This window comes from Paenibacillus sp. GSMTC-2017, from assembly GCF_016019935.1.
Taxonomy (GTDB): Bacteria; Bacillota; Bacilli; order Paenibacillales; family Paenibacillaceae; genus Pristimantibacillus.
The window spans coordinates 211,824-228,236 of the sequence record NZ_JAECMT010000006.1 but is presented as its reverse complement, the minus strand read 5'-3'; the positions used below and the strand labels follow the sequence as shown (position 1 = coordinate 228,236).

General features: G+C 41.8%; 15 protein-coding genes, 1 CRISPR repeat array and 1 other annotated feature. Of the genes, 3 read left to right on the top strand and 12 right to left on the bottom strand.

What is annotated here, in order from left to right; all coding sequences use genetic code 11:
* Positions 1-141: 141 nt before the first annotated feature.
* Complete coding sequence (locus I6N90_RS21820) at positions 142-681, top strand: superoxide dismutase family protein (RefSeq protein WP_332262493.1); 540 nt, start codon at positions 142-144, stop codon at positions 679-681.
* 130 nt (positions 682-811) lie between these two features.
* Here the strand turns inward: I6N90_RS21820 and I6N90_RS21815 are convergent, their stop codons facing one another.
* The 5 genes from I6N90_RS21815 to I6N90_RS21795 all read right to left on the bottom strand — a co-directional run bounded on the left by I6N90_RS21815 (position 812) and on the right by I6N90_RS21795 (position 6,444).
* Complete coding sequence (locus I6N90_RS21815) at positions 812-1,438, bottom strand: nitroreductase family protein (RefSeq protein ID WP_197937779.1); 627 nt, start codon at positions 1,436-1,438, stop codon at positions 812-814.
* Between the two features lie 121 nt (positions 1,439-1,559).
* A complete protein-coding gene (locus tag I6N90_RS21810; protein ID WP_197937881.1) occupies positions 1,560-2,816 on the bottom strand; it encodes an MFS transporter in 1,257 nt (418 codons plus the stop codon).
* Positions 2,817-2,894: 78 nt separating this feature from the next.
* Positions 2,895-3,158: a binding site (T-box leader), on the bottom strand.
* A gap of 52 nt (positions 3,159-3,210) precedes the next feature.
* On the bottom strand, positions 3,211-4,686 hold the full coding sequence (locus I6N90_RS21805; protein ID WP_197937777.1) for an amidase family protein: 1,476 nt from the start codon (positions 4,684-4,686) through the stop codon (positions 3,211-3,213).
* A 102-nt stretch (positions 4,687-4,788) separates the two neighbouring features.
* The gene (locus I6N90_RS21800) at positions 4,789-5,238 is read right to left on the bottom strand and encodes a hypothetical protein (RefSeq protein ID WP_197937776.1); all 450 of its coding nucleotides are present in this window, start codon (positions 5,236-5,238) and stop codon (positions 4,789-4,791) included.
* Between the two features lie 339 nt (positions 5,239-5,577).
* The gene (locus I6N90_RS21795) at positions 5,578-6,444 is read right to left on the bottom strand and encodes a LysR family transcriptional regulator (RefSeq protein WP_332262496.1); all 867 of its coding nucleotides are present in this window, start codon (positions 6,442-6,444) and stop codon (positions 5,578-5,580) included.
* Between the two features lie 152 nt (positions 6,445-6,596).
* On the opposite strand from I6N90_RS21795, the gene I6N90_RS21790 reads away from it, so the two are divergent.
* Positions 6,597-7,187: a DJ-1/PfpI family protein gene (locus I6N90_RS21790; RefSeq protein WP_197937774.1), complete on the top strand. Its 591-nt coding sequence runs from the start codon at positions 6,597-6,599 to the stop codon at positions 7,185-7,187.
* On the opposite strand, the gene pdxR is transcribed toward I6N90_RS21790, so the two are convergent.
* On the bottom strand, positions 7,167-8,576 hold the full coding sequence (gene pdxR, locus I6N90_RS21785; RefSeq protein ID WP_197937773.1) for a MocR-like pyridoxine biosynthesis transcription factor PdxR: 1,410 nt from the start codon (positions 8,574-8,576) through the stop codon (positions 7,167-7,169). The two genes, I6N90_RS21790 and pdxR, sit on opposite strands and share 21 nt — an antisense overlap.
* Before the next feature lie 116 nt (positions 8,577-8,692).
* On the opposite strand from pdxR, the gene I6N90_RS21780 reads away from it, so the two are divergent.
* Complete coding sequence (locus I6N90_RS21780) at positions 8,693-9,658, top strand: proline dehydrogenase family protein (RefSeq protein ID WP_197937772.1); 966 nt, start codon at positions 8,693-8,695, stop codon at positions 9,656-9,658.
* Between the two features lie 94 nt (positions 9,659-9,752).
* On the opposite strand, the gene I6N90_RS21775 is transcribed toward I6N90_RS21780, so the two are convergent.
* The 6 genes from I6N90_RS21775 to cmr4 all read right to left on the bottom strand — a co-directional run bounded on the left by I6N90_RS21775 (position 9,753) and on the right by cmr4 (position 16,393).
* On the bottom strand, positions 9,753-10,670 hold the full coding sequence (locus I6N90_RS21775) for a phosphotransferase (protein ID WP_197937771.1): 918 nt from the start codon (positions 10,668-10,670) through the stop codon (positions 9,753-9,755).
* 106 nt (positions 10,671-10,776) lie between these two features.
* Positions 10,777-11,163 carry a DUF3846 domain-containing protein gene (locus I6N90_RS21770; RefSeq protein WP_197937770.1) on the bottom strand — a complete coding sequence of 129 codons (387 nt, stop codon included), beginning with the start codon at positions 11,161-11,163 and terminating at the stop codon, positions 10,777-10,779.
* Between the two features lie 235 nt (positions 11,164-11,398).
* Positions 11,399-13,004: a CRISPR direct-repeat array (repeat unit 32 nt; unit sequence GTTTCAATCCACACTCCTACACGAGGAGTGAC).
* 175 nt (positions 13,005-13,179) lie between these two features.
* A complete protein-coding gene (locus tag I6N90_RS21765) occupies positions 13,180-14,202 on the bottom strand; it encodes a DUF6602 domain-containing protein (protein WP_197937889.1) in 1,023 nt (340 codons plus the stop codon).
* 6 nt (positions 14,203-14,208) lie between these two features.
* Positions 14,209-15,027, bottom strand: a complete 819-nt coding sequence (gene cmr6, locus I6N90_RS24920; protein ID WP_197937769.1) for a type III-B CRISPR module RAMP protein Cmr6 — start codon at positions 15,025-15,027, stop codon at positions 14,209-14,211.
* Positions 15,028-15,032: 5 nt separating this feature from the next.
* A complete protein-coding gene (gene cmr5 / locus I6N90_RS21755; protein WP_197937768.1) occupies positions 15,033-15,461 on the bottom strand; it encodes a type III-B CRISPR module-associated protein Cmr5 in 429 nt (142 codons plus the stop codon).
* Positions 15,458-16,393 (bottom strand): type III-B CRISPR module RAMP protein Cmr4, encoded by a 936-nt coding sequence (gene cmr4 / locus I6N90_RS21750; protein WP_197937767.1) that lies wholly within the window; start codon positions 16,391-16,393, stop codon positions 15,458-15,460. Before cmr4 ends, cmr5 begins: the two co-directional genes overlap by 4 nt.
* Positions 16,394-16,413 lie beyond the last annotated feature (20 nt).

Genomic DNA, 16,413 nt, shown 5'->3' with positions numbered 1-16,413 from the left:
TGTCAACCGTTGTTCATTACTGCTTGGTTAATCGTTGAAAACTTGGACGATTGAATAGTTTCCAAATTTTTGAACATGATAGATGTGTTGGCATACGTGTTGTGCTAACGATCAAACTACTTGCACATACATTTGGAGGATATGATGAAAAAAATAATGCTACTAGTAGCCTTGCTGCTACTAACACAAACGATCAGCTATGCTGCTGCAAGTTCCCATGAAGAAAGCGAGTTTGCTGGTCTGCTCGTTCCCATCATCAATAGTGAAGGGAAAGAAATTGGCAGTGCTAAGCTTACGGAGGAAAAAGATAAGGTTGTGCTACATGTGGAAGCGAAAGAACTTCCCCCAGGCACACATGGTATTCACTTTCACAATGTTGGGAAATGTGATGCTCCCGATTTCAAAACGGCAGGAGATCATTTAAACCCAGAGCATAAACAACATGGCTTCAACAATCCAAAAGGCTTCCATCGCGGCGATCTCCCCAATATTGAGGTAGGAGCAGATGGCACAGTCAATACAATTATCGAAAGTGCGAACGTAACTCTTCAGCCTGGCAAACCAAATTCTTTGCTAAAGGAAGGCGGATCAGCAATCGTCATTCATGAGAAGGCTGATGATTATGCTACTGACCCATCCGGCAACTCCGGGGCACGTATTGCATGTGGATTTATTAAGTAGTGTCATTTCACACAAAAAAGACGAACTTTCATTCTACTCAAAAGAATGAAAGTCGTCTCTTTTTTTGGCAATAAACATAATTTAGAAGTCTTCAATTCCCTATAAATATCTAATGTATTTAAGTAATCATTTAAAAAGTATCTCTACTCACAAACTCACCAACCGGCTTACGGTAACCACGTGGTCTTTGAGCAGATATATCTTCTTTGCCTATCGTAATGAGCATTGCTGGCACATATCTATCCGGTACATTTAGCACTTCACTCATCGCTTTTGGGTCAAAACCGATCATCGGGCAAGTGTCCCACCCTCTATCTTTTGCCGCCAACATAAACGACATCGCAGATAAACTTGCGTTACGAATCGCTTCTTCCCGCTTAAAGGTTTCCCCTCTAGTTTCATAAAAAGAAGTAACCGAATCTACCGTTTGATCATACTCCTGCTTACTGAGCACACCCAAATTCAGAAGCCCTTCATTAATGGTTGCTACTTCTTGATAGGCATCCATATTTCCAAGTACCAAAATAACGGCAGAAGCTGTTTTAATTTTGTACTGTTTGTAGGCTGCTTCGTATACTTTCTCTTTTACCACTTCATCTTTTACAACAACATAATGGGCATGCTGCAAATTAAAAGCTGACGGCGTAAATTTCACTAATTGAAATATTGCATCTAACTCCGCATCTGCCAGCTCAACACCTAGTTGAAACTTGGTTGCGGATCGTCTTTCTTTTAGTACTGTTGTAAAATCACTCATTGCTGTCCACTCCTCAATTGAAAAATTACGAGCATGTGATCATTTTGCAAAATAGTACAGTAATCCTTCCAACTGAGTATATTTTTCTATTAGTCGTTTGTAAAGCATATCCGCATGCTCTTTAATCGTGTGAAGCGACTACGTTGTGAGCATTCGGCATCTCATAATAACGTTTCTTCGACGGAAGCAACACGCAAGCGCATAATACAACACCAAGCAATACCATTAGAATGACGCCTCCGAGCACGGCGCTTTCGATCGAAATCCATTCTGCTGCGACTCCAACTACAATGGTTGCAAACATAGTTAAGCTCGCTTCAATGAATCCATTTATACTGCCGACCCTCCCCATCAGGTCAACTGGGATATGGTTTTGGTAAAATGTCGTGTAACCCGCATTGGCAAAAGCGATAAAAAAGGCGAGTACAAAAAATCCAACAGCCGCAATGGCAAATGTCCCCGAGAAAGCATAGATGAGATAACCAACGCCAACACCAAGCGTTCCGACTCCAATCATAATCGAATTGGCAACTCTTTTTACAATGATGACATTGATTGCTGCTCCTACAATAATACCTGCACCTGCTACACTTACTAGAATACCGTAATCACTCTCTGACAGACCAAGTACAACTCTAGCAAAAGCAGCTTCAAGCGAGTCTACCGCAGTTGCCATAACAACCATAACTACGCTGAATAATAAACAAATCGCCAGTACATAAAGCGCCTTCCTATAAAACGTAATGACAACTCCCCAATCTTGCTTGAGAACCTTCCATGAAATCCGTTCAATGTCCGCCTCCATAAAAGAATCCTTCTCTAGATTTGGCATCAGTAGCATAACTAAACCTGCTATCGCTAATGCACCTGCATTAATATAAATCGCAGAAGTAGGTGAACCGATCAGGAACAGCAATCCCGCAATTGCAGGGCCGATCATAAATGCACCCGAACCGATTAAGCTATTTACCGCATTAAACCTTTTCCTCATCTCTGGTGGCACTAACTTAGCGATATATGTTCCTGAGGTTGGATAGAAGGCTGAATTTCCCATATTGATGAGGAAAACTAGCACATACATATAGATCAGCGAATCGAATAATGGAAGCAAGAAAATAAGGAATGCTCGTGAAAAGTGAAGGCCAATCATTAAGCTACGTTTGTTCATACGATCAATGAAACTGCCTGACCAGCTATTCGTACACATCGCAGCAATCGGTCTAATGAGGTACAAGATAGATACTGCTAACGCTGATTCGGTCATGTCGAGCACAATTAAATTTAACGCTATAAAATAAATCCAAGCACCTACATTCGATATTCCAATTCCGAATAGCAATAATGAAGGATATTTCCACGATTCCAGCATACTTTTCATTTTCGAGTTAATAGGCATTTCGGTAGCTCCCCTCTTCTAGTAGACAAACAAAAAAATCCCACCCCCAAGACCAAAAGTCTTGGGGACGAGATTGTTCATCGCGGTGCCACCCCAGCTTCGTTAATATGTCACCATATTAACCTCGCTAAGTACGACATTACCTAACATGCCATACTATTGCTCGATAACAGGAGCATCTGTCGCATCATCATTGTCAGCTACCATTCATTCCGATACGAAGCTCAGAGACTTGCTTCAATAACGCCTTCTCTACCCCTTCCCAGTTGCCGGGGCTCCCTGTGAAAGACTGCTGTTATTTACTCTTCTCTTCAGCGCATTTAAATATATTATTGGAAATATTACCATATGAATATTTAAAAGTAAATCCTGTTTTTTACAATAATTTTGGCGGATAACGATGCTTTGTAGCTTGCTCAAATCCGTAAGCCATCTTGATTAAAGTTGGTTCACTAAAAGCTCTGCCAGAGAATACTACTCCGAACGGGCCTTTCGTAGAATCACCATCTCCGTCAACAATACCATGCTCGGAATAACCCGCAGGAACAGTCACCAATGGATACCCAAGTCTTGCTGCAATGTACATACCGTCTACATCCCCAGGCAACAGCAGTGCATCCAGTTTGTAACGATCAAGCACATCATCAATCCCTTTTGTGAGTGCTAGTTCATTATAAGTGATTCTCTTCGCTAGGTATTCTTCTTCAGTCAACGTATTCTTTTGCGAAAATTGCAGCGTATCTTGCCCATACTTTAATGCCTTATCTGCATATTGTTCGTTATAAGCGATTAGCTCCTCCAAGGAATGAACTGGAACGGTCGCATCTAGTCCCGATAAATACGCATTGAGTCCCTTTTTGAACTCATAACAAATGACATCATTATTCCATGGCAAATGCTCCGCATGAAGTTCGATAGGATCAACGATTGTTGCACCTTCGTATTTTAGTGTCTCAATCGCTTCTTCCATAATGGCCAGTCTCTCTGCATCTAGATTTTTATAATAATGACGTGGAATTCCGATTTTTGCTTGCTCTAGAAATGTTCTATCCAAAAATGGTGTGTAGTCATGGAATGATTTATTTTCACTACGATACGTTGCATGGTCTCTATCATCTATACCAGTTAACGCTCCTAGTATAATGGCTGCATCCGTTACCGTTTTCGCTATTGGTCCCGGAGTGTCTTGGCTAACCGAAATTGGAATCACACCTGAGCGGCTAATGAGTCCAACTGTTGGCTTGATGCCAACTAGGAAATGTTGGCTCGCTGGTCCAATTATCGACCCAGCTGTCTCCGTTCCGATTGCCCCTGCTGCTAAATCAGCGGCGACCGCAGCTGCTGAGCCTGAGCTTGAACCGCTGACAAAAAGTTCTTCTAGCCCGTACGGGTTGCGGACTAGACCACCTCTTGAGCTATATCCTGCTGGCATTCGAGAAGACATAAAGTTTGACCACTCTGTCATGTTCGTTTTCCCTAAAAGTACAGCACCCGCTGCTCGGAGACGTGCCGCTACAAAAGAATCCTGTTCCGCAATAGAATCTGTCAACGCTATCGATCCCGCACTCGTATGCATACGATCGTGTGTATCAATATTGTCCTTGAGCAAAATAGGAATGCCATGCAACTTACCGCGACTGCCATAATCTTCTCGTTCTATATCCAGAGCCTTCGCTATTTCCAGCGCATCTGGATTTATTTCCAATACCGAATTAATCGTCGTGTCATAACGTGTTATACGATCTAGATACGCCCGTACTAACTGCTCGGATTTAATTGCTCCGCTTTCCAACGCCGTTTGCATATCTGCAATTGTAGCGTCGACGATCCATTTATCAATGTTCACAGTCATCCTTTTCATCCCCACAATCACAAATTGTCTCTATATAGGATAAAGCTACCATAAGAGGCTTGTTCGTAGGAATGTAAAGTTTGATTATAGTTATATGAGGGATTAGTGAGCAAGCCTAATTGAAGCTGGATCTTCCCTAAGCTCTGATCCTAATAAGAAATTCATATCGTTGCCAGTGGAGAGAAGTACGTGGTTAGCACCGAGTTGTCGATATATGGATGGGGCATTTGAGATACGATCAGCTACTGACTTAATGATAAAAATTGATTTGGAAGTCCATACACGACAGACGAGCAAATATTGGCATAAAGCCGGCAATGATTGCTCGAACAAATAAACTTTCCCGATTGGGACTGGAGGCAGTACACACTTATGCTCGTCGCCCTGCATAACCATAATGGTATAAACCAGACCAAGCTCCCGCATATATTCCAATTGTTCGATTGTATTCGCAAGACCTACAACGGGAATACCTCTCATAAGCAAAGCTTTGAGAAACGACCGTCCCGCTTCATTCGGTGCAGAAATGAGTACATATTCTTCTAGTTTCATTGATGATATCTCCTATCCCCATCTACACTTACGACTTACTTTGAAACGCTAAAGTCGTCAATTGCTATGAGCCAAATGATACTCCCAGCAGTTCCAAATCGTAAACGTCAATCTAACGCTTTTAAAAGACAAAAAACGGTCAAATTGGAGGGAATTTATTACGTAATAGGGTCATCAACGATAAAAAGCTCACCTCTACTCATCCTTGCACGCATTATCAATTTTTAGTTGAAATGATTGTATATGAGACGGAGTAAAAGCCGTGTTTTGCTATGAAAATGATAGATAACTTGCGTTTCATAGCTTAATTCGGCTGTTAATCGTACTAAATGGATCTATTTAATAATCAAAATGTTTTGAAAGAGATGACAAAAACTTCTTATGGGCAACGGACAGCCACTTGTCTTTATGGTAGGAAACTTGTGCGTAGAAGGTAAGTGGCTCCCCGGTCAGCTCGATCACCTTCATATCTCCATTCCCTAATAGAGCGGCCACACTGATAGTAGGCATTAAGCTAATGCCAAGTCCGCTTACTATACACTGCTTCATAGCCTCCATACTCGTAAATTCCATCTGGTTGCTAACATCCAATCCCTTCTCCACCATATAGGCCTCGAAGGTACGTCTTAATGAGCAGTTTTTTTCGCTAAAAATCATACATTCGCCCGATGCAGCCAAAATAGACGATGCTGCACGATCCCTGCCACTTACGAAAACAAGCTGCTCCTCGAAGAGTGTTCTTGAAATCAATTGTGCGTCGCTCACGATAGGCTCCATCGTAATCACGATATCCAGCTCTCCTGCATGCAGCTTCTCCCGCAGCGGTATGCAGTTATCGTTAACAAGTGAAAGTCTCACGTCAGGATAACTTTTCTTATATTGCGACAACACTGGACCTAACTTATAAACAGTCATCGTCTCAGATGCACCTATTCGAAGCTCACCTTTTACTGTATCGTCGTTATCCGATATATGTTTGATTTTCGTATAGGCAGTAAGAAGCTCCCCGACGTAGATATACAACTCATGTCCAACCGCAGTGAGTGCAATCCGCTTACCCAATCGGTCAAACAGCGGATATCCTAGCTCTTCTTCAAGCTGTTGAATATGAGACGTAATGGTCGCCTGTGAATATTGGAGCTGCTGCGCAGCCTTCGTAAAACTATTCAAATCTGCGACTGCTTTAAACGTTTGAAACTGACGGATATCGATAGGTCATCGCTCCTTACGGTTTATTTAATTATCAGAAATACTGAATGTTATGGTCGGATATTTCAATTTTACTAATAATAAATTGTAGCATACGATGAAAACAAGATATGACAAAAAAAGTAACGGAAGAGATGGAGGCGTTTGCGATGAAAAAAACGTGTTTGTTATTGCCAAATGGGTTCGAAGCGTATGAAGCGAGCGTATTTACTGATGTAATTGGATGGAACAAGCTTCAAGGCGATGGTTCGACGGAGCTAGTAGCTGTAGGTACACGGGCCAAACTAACATGTACATTTAACTTCACCGTCCTTCCAGAGAAGCTTCTTTCTGACGTAACGGTTGATGAATTCGACGCATTGGCATTGCCTGGCGGGTTTGAGTCTGCTGGGTTTTACGAGGACGCCTATCGACCAGATGTGCTTGCATTCATCAGAGAGTTCGATAGACAAGGGAAATATATTGCATCCATTTGTGTAGGAGCACTGCCCATTGGTAAAAGCGGTGCTCTAGAGGGTAGAACAGCCACAACTTATAATCTGAACAATCGTATGCGTCAAACTCAACTTACCGAGATGGGCGTTAACGTTATTCCTGACCAGCCCATCGTTATTGACCGCAACATTATAACTTCGTTCAATCCATCAACTGCGCTTGATGTGGCGTTTTTATTGCTAGAGAAGCTTACTTCTACCGATAATGCTAACCATGTGAAACGGTTAATGGGCGTTATTAAGTAGCGCTTGATGCAGTCTACTTACCCCTTCTCGTATTTGTTCATTCGTCAAATGCCCGTAGCCAATAATGATGCTGCGGGTATGTTTTCCTTTTACAAGCGTATGAGATTCCACTGGGTATACTTTAACACCGAAGCTTTCAATATGAGCAAGCACCACTTCTGTAAAATAAACATCCTTCCATTCCGCTATCAAATGCAGACCTGTCGTGTATCCTTTAATCGTCATTTGATCGGTAAACATTTCCTTCAAACTCTCTATTAAAACCTCTCTTCGACCCTTATAAAGCTTCTTCATCTTTGTAACATGTTTCTCCAAATAGCCTTGTTCGATAAATCGGGCAAGAATCAGTTGATCTAATGAGGATGTGTGCAAATCCGAAAACCACTTCAGTCTGCGGCATTGCTCAATCAGATGAATCGGAAGAATGAGATAACCGAGGCGAAGCGCTGGCGATAATATTTTGCTAAAGGAACCGATGTACAAAACACGTTCTGGCTCTAGCCCTTGCAGGGAGCTAACTGGTGTACCTTCATGACGAAACTCACTATCATAGTCATCCTCAACCAAATAACCATTCGTATGTCTTGCATAGTTCACTAATTGAATGCGCCGCTGGATCGGTAGTGTCCCCCCTAACGGAAAGTGATGAGATGGTGTAAGGAACACAAACTTCGGCCCTATATGTTGAGGCAGCAATGACGTCTGCATGCCGTTTTCGTCCGCAGGAATAGGGTATAACTGTGCACCTGCATTCGTAAATATCGTTTGAATATCGTGGGTAATCGGATCTTCGATAATGACATGATCCCCTTGCGTTAAAAGAAGCTTGGAAACTAACGTTAGCGCTTGAGTAGCTCCCGACGTAATGACAATTTGATCAGGATGGCAATCGACTCCTCTTGTTTTTAGCAAATAACGTGATAACTGGTATCTTAGTTTGTATTGACCTTCTGGCATGCCGTAGCCAAAAGAAGTAGACGGGGCTTCGTTCCAAATGGACTGGGATAATCTCATCCACGTTTTTCGCGGGAATTCATCTAGTGCAGGTATGCCGGATCGAAAGTTGATGACGTCGCTATAAATCTTCTCATCTTCTACTACGAGATGGGATTGATAGGGAGAAGTTAATCTCGTCTGCTCCAAAAAAGTACCTTCCGCAACATACGTTCCTGATCCCCTCTCCGAAAGCAAAAAACCTTCCGCTAGTAATTGATCATATGCCTCTAGTACAACATTTCTAGATACCTTTAATTGTTCTGAAAGCTCGCGTGTGGAAGGCAACTTGTCCCCGAATTGCAGATCGCCCCCTAATATTTGTCCTCTTATTTGACCATATATTTGTCTAATTAACGGAATATCTAGCGATCTATCAATCGGTATCCAGAGCATGGTGGATAACCTCCTTATGCGAAAGTGGTACCACAAAAGGTGCATGGAAGTGGCACTCATAAGAACCATTTTAACATGTTACATTGGTATCAAATAGAAAAAGGAGTGAACGTGTTATGCTTAGCCCTGCAATACAATTAACAGATGCACTTAAATCGATTTCGCGTAATGATCAGATTAAAACCTACATTAGGCAGTCTGAGGAGCTTTACCCGCTGCTGTGGAAGGCAGCTAGAAGATTTGTGACGGGAGAAAGTAAGGTCGAGGCTATAGATGTGGCGAATCAGTTGTTGGCGAAAGGTTATGCCGTTTCTGTGGAATACATAGGAGAAAATACGAGCACCGTTGAGGAATGTGAAAAAGTTAAAGATGAGTTTCTGGCAGTTATCGAAGGCTTAGGTGGAGGCTCGTCTCGCGAATCGATTTCGCTCGACCTTTCTCATATCGGATTAACGGTTAGCAAGAGCTTAGCTTATACGAACCTGTTGGAATTAGCTGAGAAAGCACAGGAGTCTGGGATTTCCATCATGATTGGCATGGAGGAGTCATCAAAGACTGATGCGATTTTGGATATTTATAAACGGGTGACGGATCAATATCCGAATGTTGGGGTTACGTTGCAAGCACATCTGCATCGCTCACAGCAGGATTTGAAGGAGCTGCTTCATTTTCCAGGGAGAATTCGTCTTGTAAAAGGGGCTTATCAAGAGTCTGCTGGCACGTCGTTTTCTCGATCTACGGAGCTAAATGATCGCTATTTGAATATGGCTATGCAAATTTTGAGAGCGAAACATCCTGTTTCTATTGCTACACATGACGAAGTTGTGCTGCAAGAGCTGGAGCTGCGTTATGAACTTACTTCCGGTACATATGCCGAATATGAGATGCTTTATGGTATTCGACCAGAACGGATCAGCGAGCTGAAGCGTAGAGGAAATAGCTGTAGAGTTTATTTGCCCTACGGGCAAGAATGGTACCTGTATGTATGTCATCGCATTGCAGAAAATCCAGAAAATTTGTATCAGGCTGTGGCAGATATGATACATCCTTTTGAGGGGGAGGGAAGTTTGGATTATGAGTGAGGGGGTTGGACTCCATTCATCATGAACATTTTCATTATAATGATGAGGATGGTGAAAGATAAAATAGGGTAGTCTGCATAAACAGTCTACCCTTCTAGGCTCTTCTCCCTCTTTTTGTTATGACAGATGGCAACTCATTGATAAAATTCCCCACTAGCTCCAATTGACGTGAAGCATAAGTCAAATCCCCGTCTCCCCTTAGAGCATAATCTAGATTACCGAGCGTAGACATAAGCACTCTCGCAGTAATTGCAAATTGAAAATCTTCTAGTTGATCAGATTCATTAGCTTTTTCCAACATGTAATGGAAGCTTGGCTCGTGATATCTGCTCATCAGAGCACGGTTTGCAACATATGAGGCTTTATCCCAATAGACAGGCATCAAAGATACATCCTCGAAATCCATCCACAGCCATCCCCTCTGACTTGCAATCGTATTGCGGGCATGGGCATCTCCGTGGCAAGGATACAACGCTCTAGTTCCTGATCTCATCTCTTCGTTTATGCTCTGGTAGAGCTTAAGTAGCTTTTTTATACGTGAATCTGTTTGTTGTTCCAGTCTCTGAGCCGACTTAGTGACTCCTTCCCATACACCGAGGGGTGGAAGTTCACCTTGGAAACTCTGTATGTTTACTGAAAGATTGTCCACCATAAGATAGTCTTCTTCTGGTCTTAACGGTTGGATGGAGATACGAGGTATATACTCCCATAGTGTCATCCACGTTCCATCCACATCGAGTGGTTCTATTCCTGCTAAGTCCGAGGGTAACAATACGGGAACGCCCATCGCATGCAAGTGTCTCGTTACTTGCAATTCACGGTTCATCGTTTGGAACGCTTTGACTCCGTCTTCCATGGAACGTACCATTGCTATACGAGCGACGATAGGATGAGGTGCAAGATGGACAATTAGGTTGCCGCCTTCGCTCAGCGTATTTGGTGTAATATTAGTTAGTCCTCGCTGCTCCATAGCTAGCAATACATTACAAATATATTCATTTTTATTTTTCAAAGCAACAGCTCCTATTTAGGTGTAATCATAGCCTAATAATAGCTGTTTTCGTTGCTGGGATGATAGGGATAAAACGATTTATAGGCAAACTCGTGGATTCTTATGCTTAAAACTTTTTAGTGAATTGGTGATAAGTACGACGATTGACGAACTTGCTCTTTATATAATCAATTTCGTCCGCTGTCATTCCAATCGGCTCACCGTCTGCATCTGTACCAGTGAACACTGCGTTACCGAAAACGGATACTTTAGGTTGATACTCATCAACATTTCCAGCTCGTTCTTTCTCAGTAAGATCGAAATTAAATGCTGATTGATCTTGTTGTACATCCAAGTTCATCCACAATACAACATCATTCCATATACTAATAGAAACTACATTGCCCTCTGCAATTTTTTCTAATGCCTCGTATATACCTTCATTTATGTCTAGTTCCCTTGCCTCTATTTCATCACTTTTAACATCTGCAACAATTACGTTGATCGTAGCCATTCCAACCCGCTCCATTCTAATTACATAAAATTATATTATTAATCTTTTTGTGACTATTGCTCACTAGGTCGCAAAATATTGACCTTAGAAACACTATCACCATTTTGATTTCAAACCATGCTTTTTTAGGGGAGGGATAACCTGAAGAGCAACAGTAGGAGATAGTAATGTTTCAATCTACATTCCTGCATAAGGATTGATATGAATAGTTGCTCATAGAGCGTAAGCCTATAGAGTTTCAATTCGCACTTCTACATGAGGTGTGACGAAATAATAAATGATGACAGCGACGGTAGCTCAGTTTCAATCCACACTCCTTCACGAGGAGTGACAAGTTCATAGTTATATCTGGTCCAACACCAGAACGTTTCAATCCACACTCCTACACAAGGAGTGACTGTTAAGAACAAAGGTACGGAATATGAGTTTATCGTTTCAATCCACACTCCTACACGAGGAGTGACACTACTATGGACTACTATGCTCATATTATCAAAGTTTCAATCCACACTCCTACACGAGGAGTGACTACGAAAGAGAGCAAAGGAATTCATACGAGTGACGTTTCAATTCACACTCCTACACGAGGAGTGACTCGCGCAAATCCAAAATAGAATTGCTTTGTTATGGTTTCAATCCACACTCCTACACGAGGAGTGACTTTGAGATTCACAAATGCAAGAGTTCCATTCATTGTTTCAATCCACACTCCTACACGAGGAGTGACAGTATGATGTGGTCGATGGTCGAGTAATGAGGTTGTTTCAATCCACACTCCTACACGAGGAGTGACAAGCCAGCATCCCCTTTAGGGTGGTTCTTTTTAGTTTCAATCCACACTCCTACACGAGGAGTGACTTACGATTTGAATAATGTGACTATTCCAGTAACAGTTTCAATCCACACTCCTACACGAGGAGTGACAATCAAGATTGAAAAGGTTCTTGTGCCAGTACAGTTTCAATCCACACTCCTACACGAGGAGTGACATTGTTATTTGTGAAGGATGTTGTCATGAACAGTTTCAATCCACACTCCTACACGAGGAGTGACCTTCTTGTGCGGTTCTGATCGAGAAAGAAAAAGAGTTTCAATCCACACTCCTACACGAGGAGTGACCAGTGTATGTATAGAGTGGATATAGTTCGATAGTGTTTCAATCCACACTCCTACACGAGGAGTGACCGACTTCCCGTTCTGTCGCGCAACCTGTACATAGGTTTCAATCCACACTCCTACACGAGGAGTGACGGTTATCGTGGGAGACCAATCGATATATTACGAGTTTCAATCCACACTCCTACACGAGGAGTGACCCAGCACAGCTTAAGTCTCCTTTGACTGTATTGAGTTTCAATCCACACTCCTACACGAGGAGTGACTCGGTTTAATAACTCCAGCAACGCTTCCTTGTCGTTTCAATCCACACTCCTACACGAGGAGTGACCTAGCAATCTTACAGCTGATCAAGGCAGTAATGAGTTTCAATCCACACTCCTACACGAGGAGTGACCAGCAACATCGGTAAGCTAATCGGCATTATAAGCGTTTCAATCCACACTCCTACACGAGGAGTGACTTATAGGAATCGTCGAGCGGATCGATCAGCAAGGTTTCAATCCACACTCCTACACGAGGAGTGACCTCCTTTTTTCTACCGTTCTAATAAGTCCATATTGTTTCAATCCACACTCCTACACGAGGAGTGACGAGGGTTTGATTGTGCTCACAACGCCAATTCCGGTTTCAATCCACACTCCTACACGAGGAGTGACAGCCTCCCTGTAAAATATAGTTGTCCATTCGTCAGTTTCAATCCACACTCCTACACGAGGAGTGACTGCGATCCCTACGAGCCCTTGCTTAGCAAGGGCTCGTAGGGTCTTTTTTGCGAACCTATCATTTAGAGAGGTTAAATTTGCATGATTATTGATTAAAAACGCCCAAATCCCTTATGCAGCTTGAGGTGCGAATCCCCCGGGGTTTTCATGTGCACTTGAGGTTCGCACCACGATTTTATTTCGTTTCGACGCCACTATTAGTCTTCTTGTCTTCAAGAATAGAATTGAACATATCTACATAAGCCATGTGCGGGAAAAATATCGGATTATTAATTAACATCAATAATTGATTCAATTGAAATGTTAATGACAATAATGAGATCTCCTCAGATGTCTGAGATTTACCTTTTACACGATATTGATTTAAAGTACGGACGTTTTTCTCATTTTCATTGATATAACCAAACAATTCCTCCCCTTTATCCCTATCTGACACATGGTTTAACTTATGACTCCATCTTTTAATACTATCGTGTTCTCTCATAATTGTAACACTTAATTTACCTGGATCTGTTGAGCGACAAATAGTAATATCAAACAAATTACTTATAGAAGCACTTTTCGCTTCTGCTGTATGACACAAAATTGTAATCGGCCTCGTTGATGTTTGTGTAGTTTTAGGCGCTCCCTGCTTATTCAGTTCCTTACCAAATTCTGAATATTTCTGATCATTTTCTTGACCCACTTCAACTTTAGGCAAACTTTCATAATACTGCACATACTTATTGTATTGATCTTCTCCATAATTAATTGCCTGTGCAGTACGAACAACAGATTTAGGCGATGTTCTCAAACAGTTTATTGATTTCACCCATTTTTCCAACTCATCAAAAACCACATTTGTACTCTTGCATTGAACGACTACCGCTACCGCTTCAATAGGGATATATTTAATATTCCCGTACCTAAAGATATAAGGTGTATACTGCTCATCAAATATTACTAAATCTACTTCTTTCGATACTCTTGACTCCGAATCTACAATAAAAACGGATTGCTCTATTGCAAATTTGCGTGGAATCATTTGCTCAAACATTTTTTTCCATACACCTTCTCTAAAAATGCCAGCAGTTAAATGATGATCAACAGTGTAATCTAATTCTTCCACTATATTTCTCTCTAACAGTCTATAATTACCGACGATTTTCTTCATAATATCTAATCTGGGAGCACCTATCTCTTCCTTATTGTCAGTCATCTCTCCTCATCCCTCCTTCAACTTAAACCTTCCATAACCAACATTCGTTTTACCTCCAACACCCTCTTGCTGAATGGCTTGGATTAAAATACGTTTAGCAGCATTCAGCCACTCACGCCCTGCATCGTCATTGTTTTCGCAAGAAAGCATTACGTTGAAATCTGCTTTTGCAGACATAAATAAATGAGGTACTGGCGAGTCATCGTCCCTAGGTGCATTGCGGGCTTGCCCTGCCGAACTCATATTATATTCCGTGTGATGAGGAGTCATAATGTCTCGTCTAAGCGATGCCGCAACTGTTTCTGGGGTAGGAAATGCATCATAATAGTAAATAAAACTTTGTTGGTCTTGCGAGCCGAATAAAATCGTGTACCATTCTCCTCCTTGTAGAAACTTCTCGTTCTGAAGGCCAAGATAACTATGGCAATAGTGAGCAGCTACACCCTTGAGAGCAGTACCAGGAATATATGGAACACCATAAATCCGATGCAGGGAGAGCATAGTATCCAAGATAGAATGAGACCCTGTGCCTATCCAAAGATTAGACGTAGATTCAAAAATCATATGCTCTGCTTGATGCCCAGCAAGCGGTTTAAATAAGTGGTTGTCATACCTCTCTTCATACATCCCAAATTTCTTAATGTATTCAACCGTTCTATCGCCTTTTACACCAATCGTTTCAGAAATTTCAAAGTGTTTAATTGCCGTATCAATTGTCGCTTTTTTATCGGGTTTATCTACTAAACCTTTGTCAACATGAAACGATAACCCCTTCGATGTCCCTTCGAATTTAGCATGTTTAGTTAAATAGTAGTATGCGTTCACCCTTATCACGCTCCCCCATCTGTAGCTCGTGGAGCTTGTAGATCCTTCAACTCAGGGGTCGATATGGTAGAATCATCATCACTATCTACCTGCAATATCGTCTGCGCATAACGTTTAAACCAAGCTGCCGCTTTTAATGACCGCATTGTTAACATCCTATAGTCAGCAGGTCCTACACCTTTATTCATCATTTCATTCCAAGCTGTTAAGTCGAGTACCTCTCCCAAGTCTTTAATAAAGATGGAATATGCTTTATCTTTCTTCCCTTTTCCCTGATAGAAAGCAACCGTTAAACGTAATCCATTGGTCAGCACCATATAGGGGAACTTATGACACAATCTGCCGTAATCCACCATAAACTTCTCTTCGTTATTCAATACCTCATTCATGCACGATAACACTTTCACTGCGTATTGCTGCTCAAGAGAATTCATACATCATCCCCCTTAGTGAATCGGCAGCTTACCCGCCCTTTGCCCACTGTCGCATTACCGCCGATTTGAAGCTGCATCGTTGACTGGAAAGGCTCGAACAAGTCCGCTCCTTTAATAGCAGTTCCCTTGATATGTATCTTATCTGACCAAGCAATACCATACAGAATAGATTCAGTTGGCAAATATTCCTCATACCATAGCGCACCCCCATCTACCGTTTTTGTTTCTTGTTGAATTTTAATTCGAGGTACTATCTCACAACATAACGTTGCAAAATAATTAAAAGCATCATCACTCGCAAGCATAAACCGCTCGCAAAATAATTTACGCGAACTATCATCCGCAAATATTAGCTTTGCTAAACTTGCTATAGCTTTTCCAAAATCAACATGTCCTGCTGCTACAAACTCAAATTCATCAATAGAAACTTTTTTATCGATAACTAATACCGAAGTAGCATCTTCCCCAACCAAAGCCTTGCTACCGTTGTTTCCTTCATTTAAGATCGTCTCCCATTGATCGACCAAGCCCATACTTATACCATCTATAGATAATGATGCAGCCGATACATCACGCAATAATCTTCTCAGTGCAAGTGGGCAACTTACATATGCGAAGGTTCCATGTTGACTCACTACAGGAAAAGCCAGTAGTCGTGCATCCGTGAAAGCTAATGAGCCTGCGCTCGATGACTCCTCGTTACTACTTGCAACTTTACCAAAAGCAGCATGGATAATATCTTCCTGCCTTTTATCTATAGCATTTATTGTAGAAAACTCTCTCAAAACACCTTTAATCGAACTACCAGGTACTAAGGGCCATGAAGTTACTCTCTCCCTCATAATAGGCAAATCGATGATGCCAACTCCTTGTCCTGTTCCAACATGTACAGGTGACAGACAGTGTATATAAAACATTCTATTATCGCTCATCGTGTACCCTCCCAAAAATT

What these genes read in the sequence shown, in the direction of transcription:
- I6N90_RS21805 (WP_197937777.1), bottom strand. Translation starts at nt 4,686, where the DNA reads ATGACTGTGAACATTGATAAATGGATCGTCGACGCTACAATTGCAGAT.
- cmr4 (WP_197937767.1), bottom strand. Translation starts at nt 16,393, where the DNA reads ATGAGCGATAATAGAATGTTTTATATACACTGTCTGTCACCTGTACAT.
- I6N90_RS21765 (WP_197937889.1), bottom strand. Translation starts at nt 14,202, where the DNA reads ATGACTGACAATAAGGAAGAGATAGGTGCTCCCAGATTAGATATTATG.
- I6N90_RS21790 (WP_197937774.1), top strand. Translation starts at nt 6,597, where the DNA reads ATGAAAAAAACGTGTTTGTTATTGCCAAATGGGTTCGAAGCGTATGAA.
- I6N90_RS21800 (WP_197937776.1), bottom strand. Translation starts at nt 5,238, where the DNA reads ATGAAACTAGAAGAATATGTACTCATTTCTGCACCGAATGAAGCGGGA.
- I6N90_RS21780 (WP_197937772.1), top strand. Translation starts at nt 8,693, where the DNA reads ATGCTTAGCCCTGCAATACAATTAACAGATGCACTTAAATCGATTTCG.
- I6N90_RS21820 (WP_332262493.1), top strand. Translation starts at nt 142, where the DNA reads ATGATGAAAAAAATAATGCTACTAGTAGCCTTGCTGCTACTAACACAA.
- pdxR (WP_197937773.1), bottom strand. Translation starts at nt 8,576, where the DNA reads ATGCTCTGGATACCGATTGATAGATCGCTAGATATTCCGTTAATTAGA.
- I6N90_RS21815 (WP_197937779.1), bottom strand. Translation starts at nt 1,438, where the DNA reads ATGAGTGATTTTACAACAGTACTAAAAGAAAGACGATCCGCAACCAAG.
- I6N90_RS21810 (WP_197937881.1), bottom strand. Translation starts at nt 2,816, where the DNA reads ATGAAAAGTATGCTGGAATCGTGGAAATATCCTTCATTATTGCTATTC.
- I6N90_RS21770 (WP_197937770.1), bottom strand. Translation starts at nt 11,163, where the DNA reads ATGGCTACGATCAACGTAATTGTTGCAGATGTTAAAAGTGATGAAATA.
- cmr5 (WP_197937768.1), bottom strand. Translation starts at nt 15,461, where the DNA reads ATGAATTCTCTTGAGCAGCAATACGCAGTGAAAGTGTTATCGTGCATG.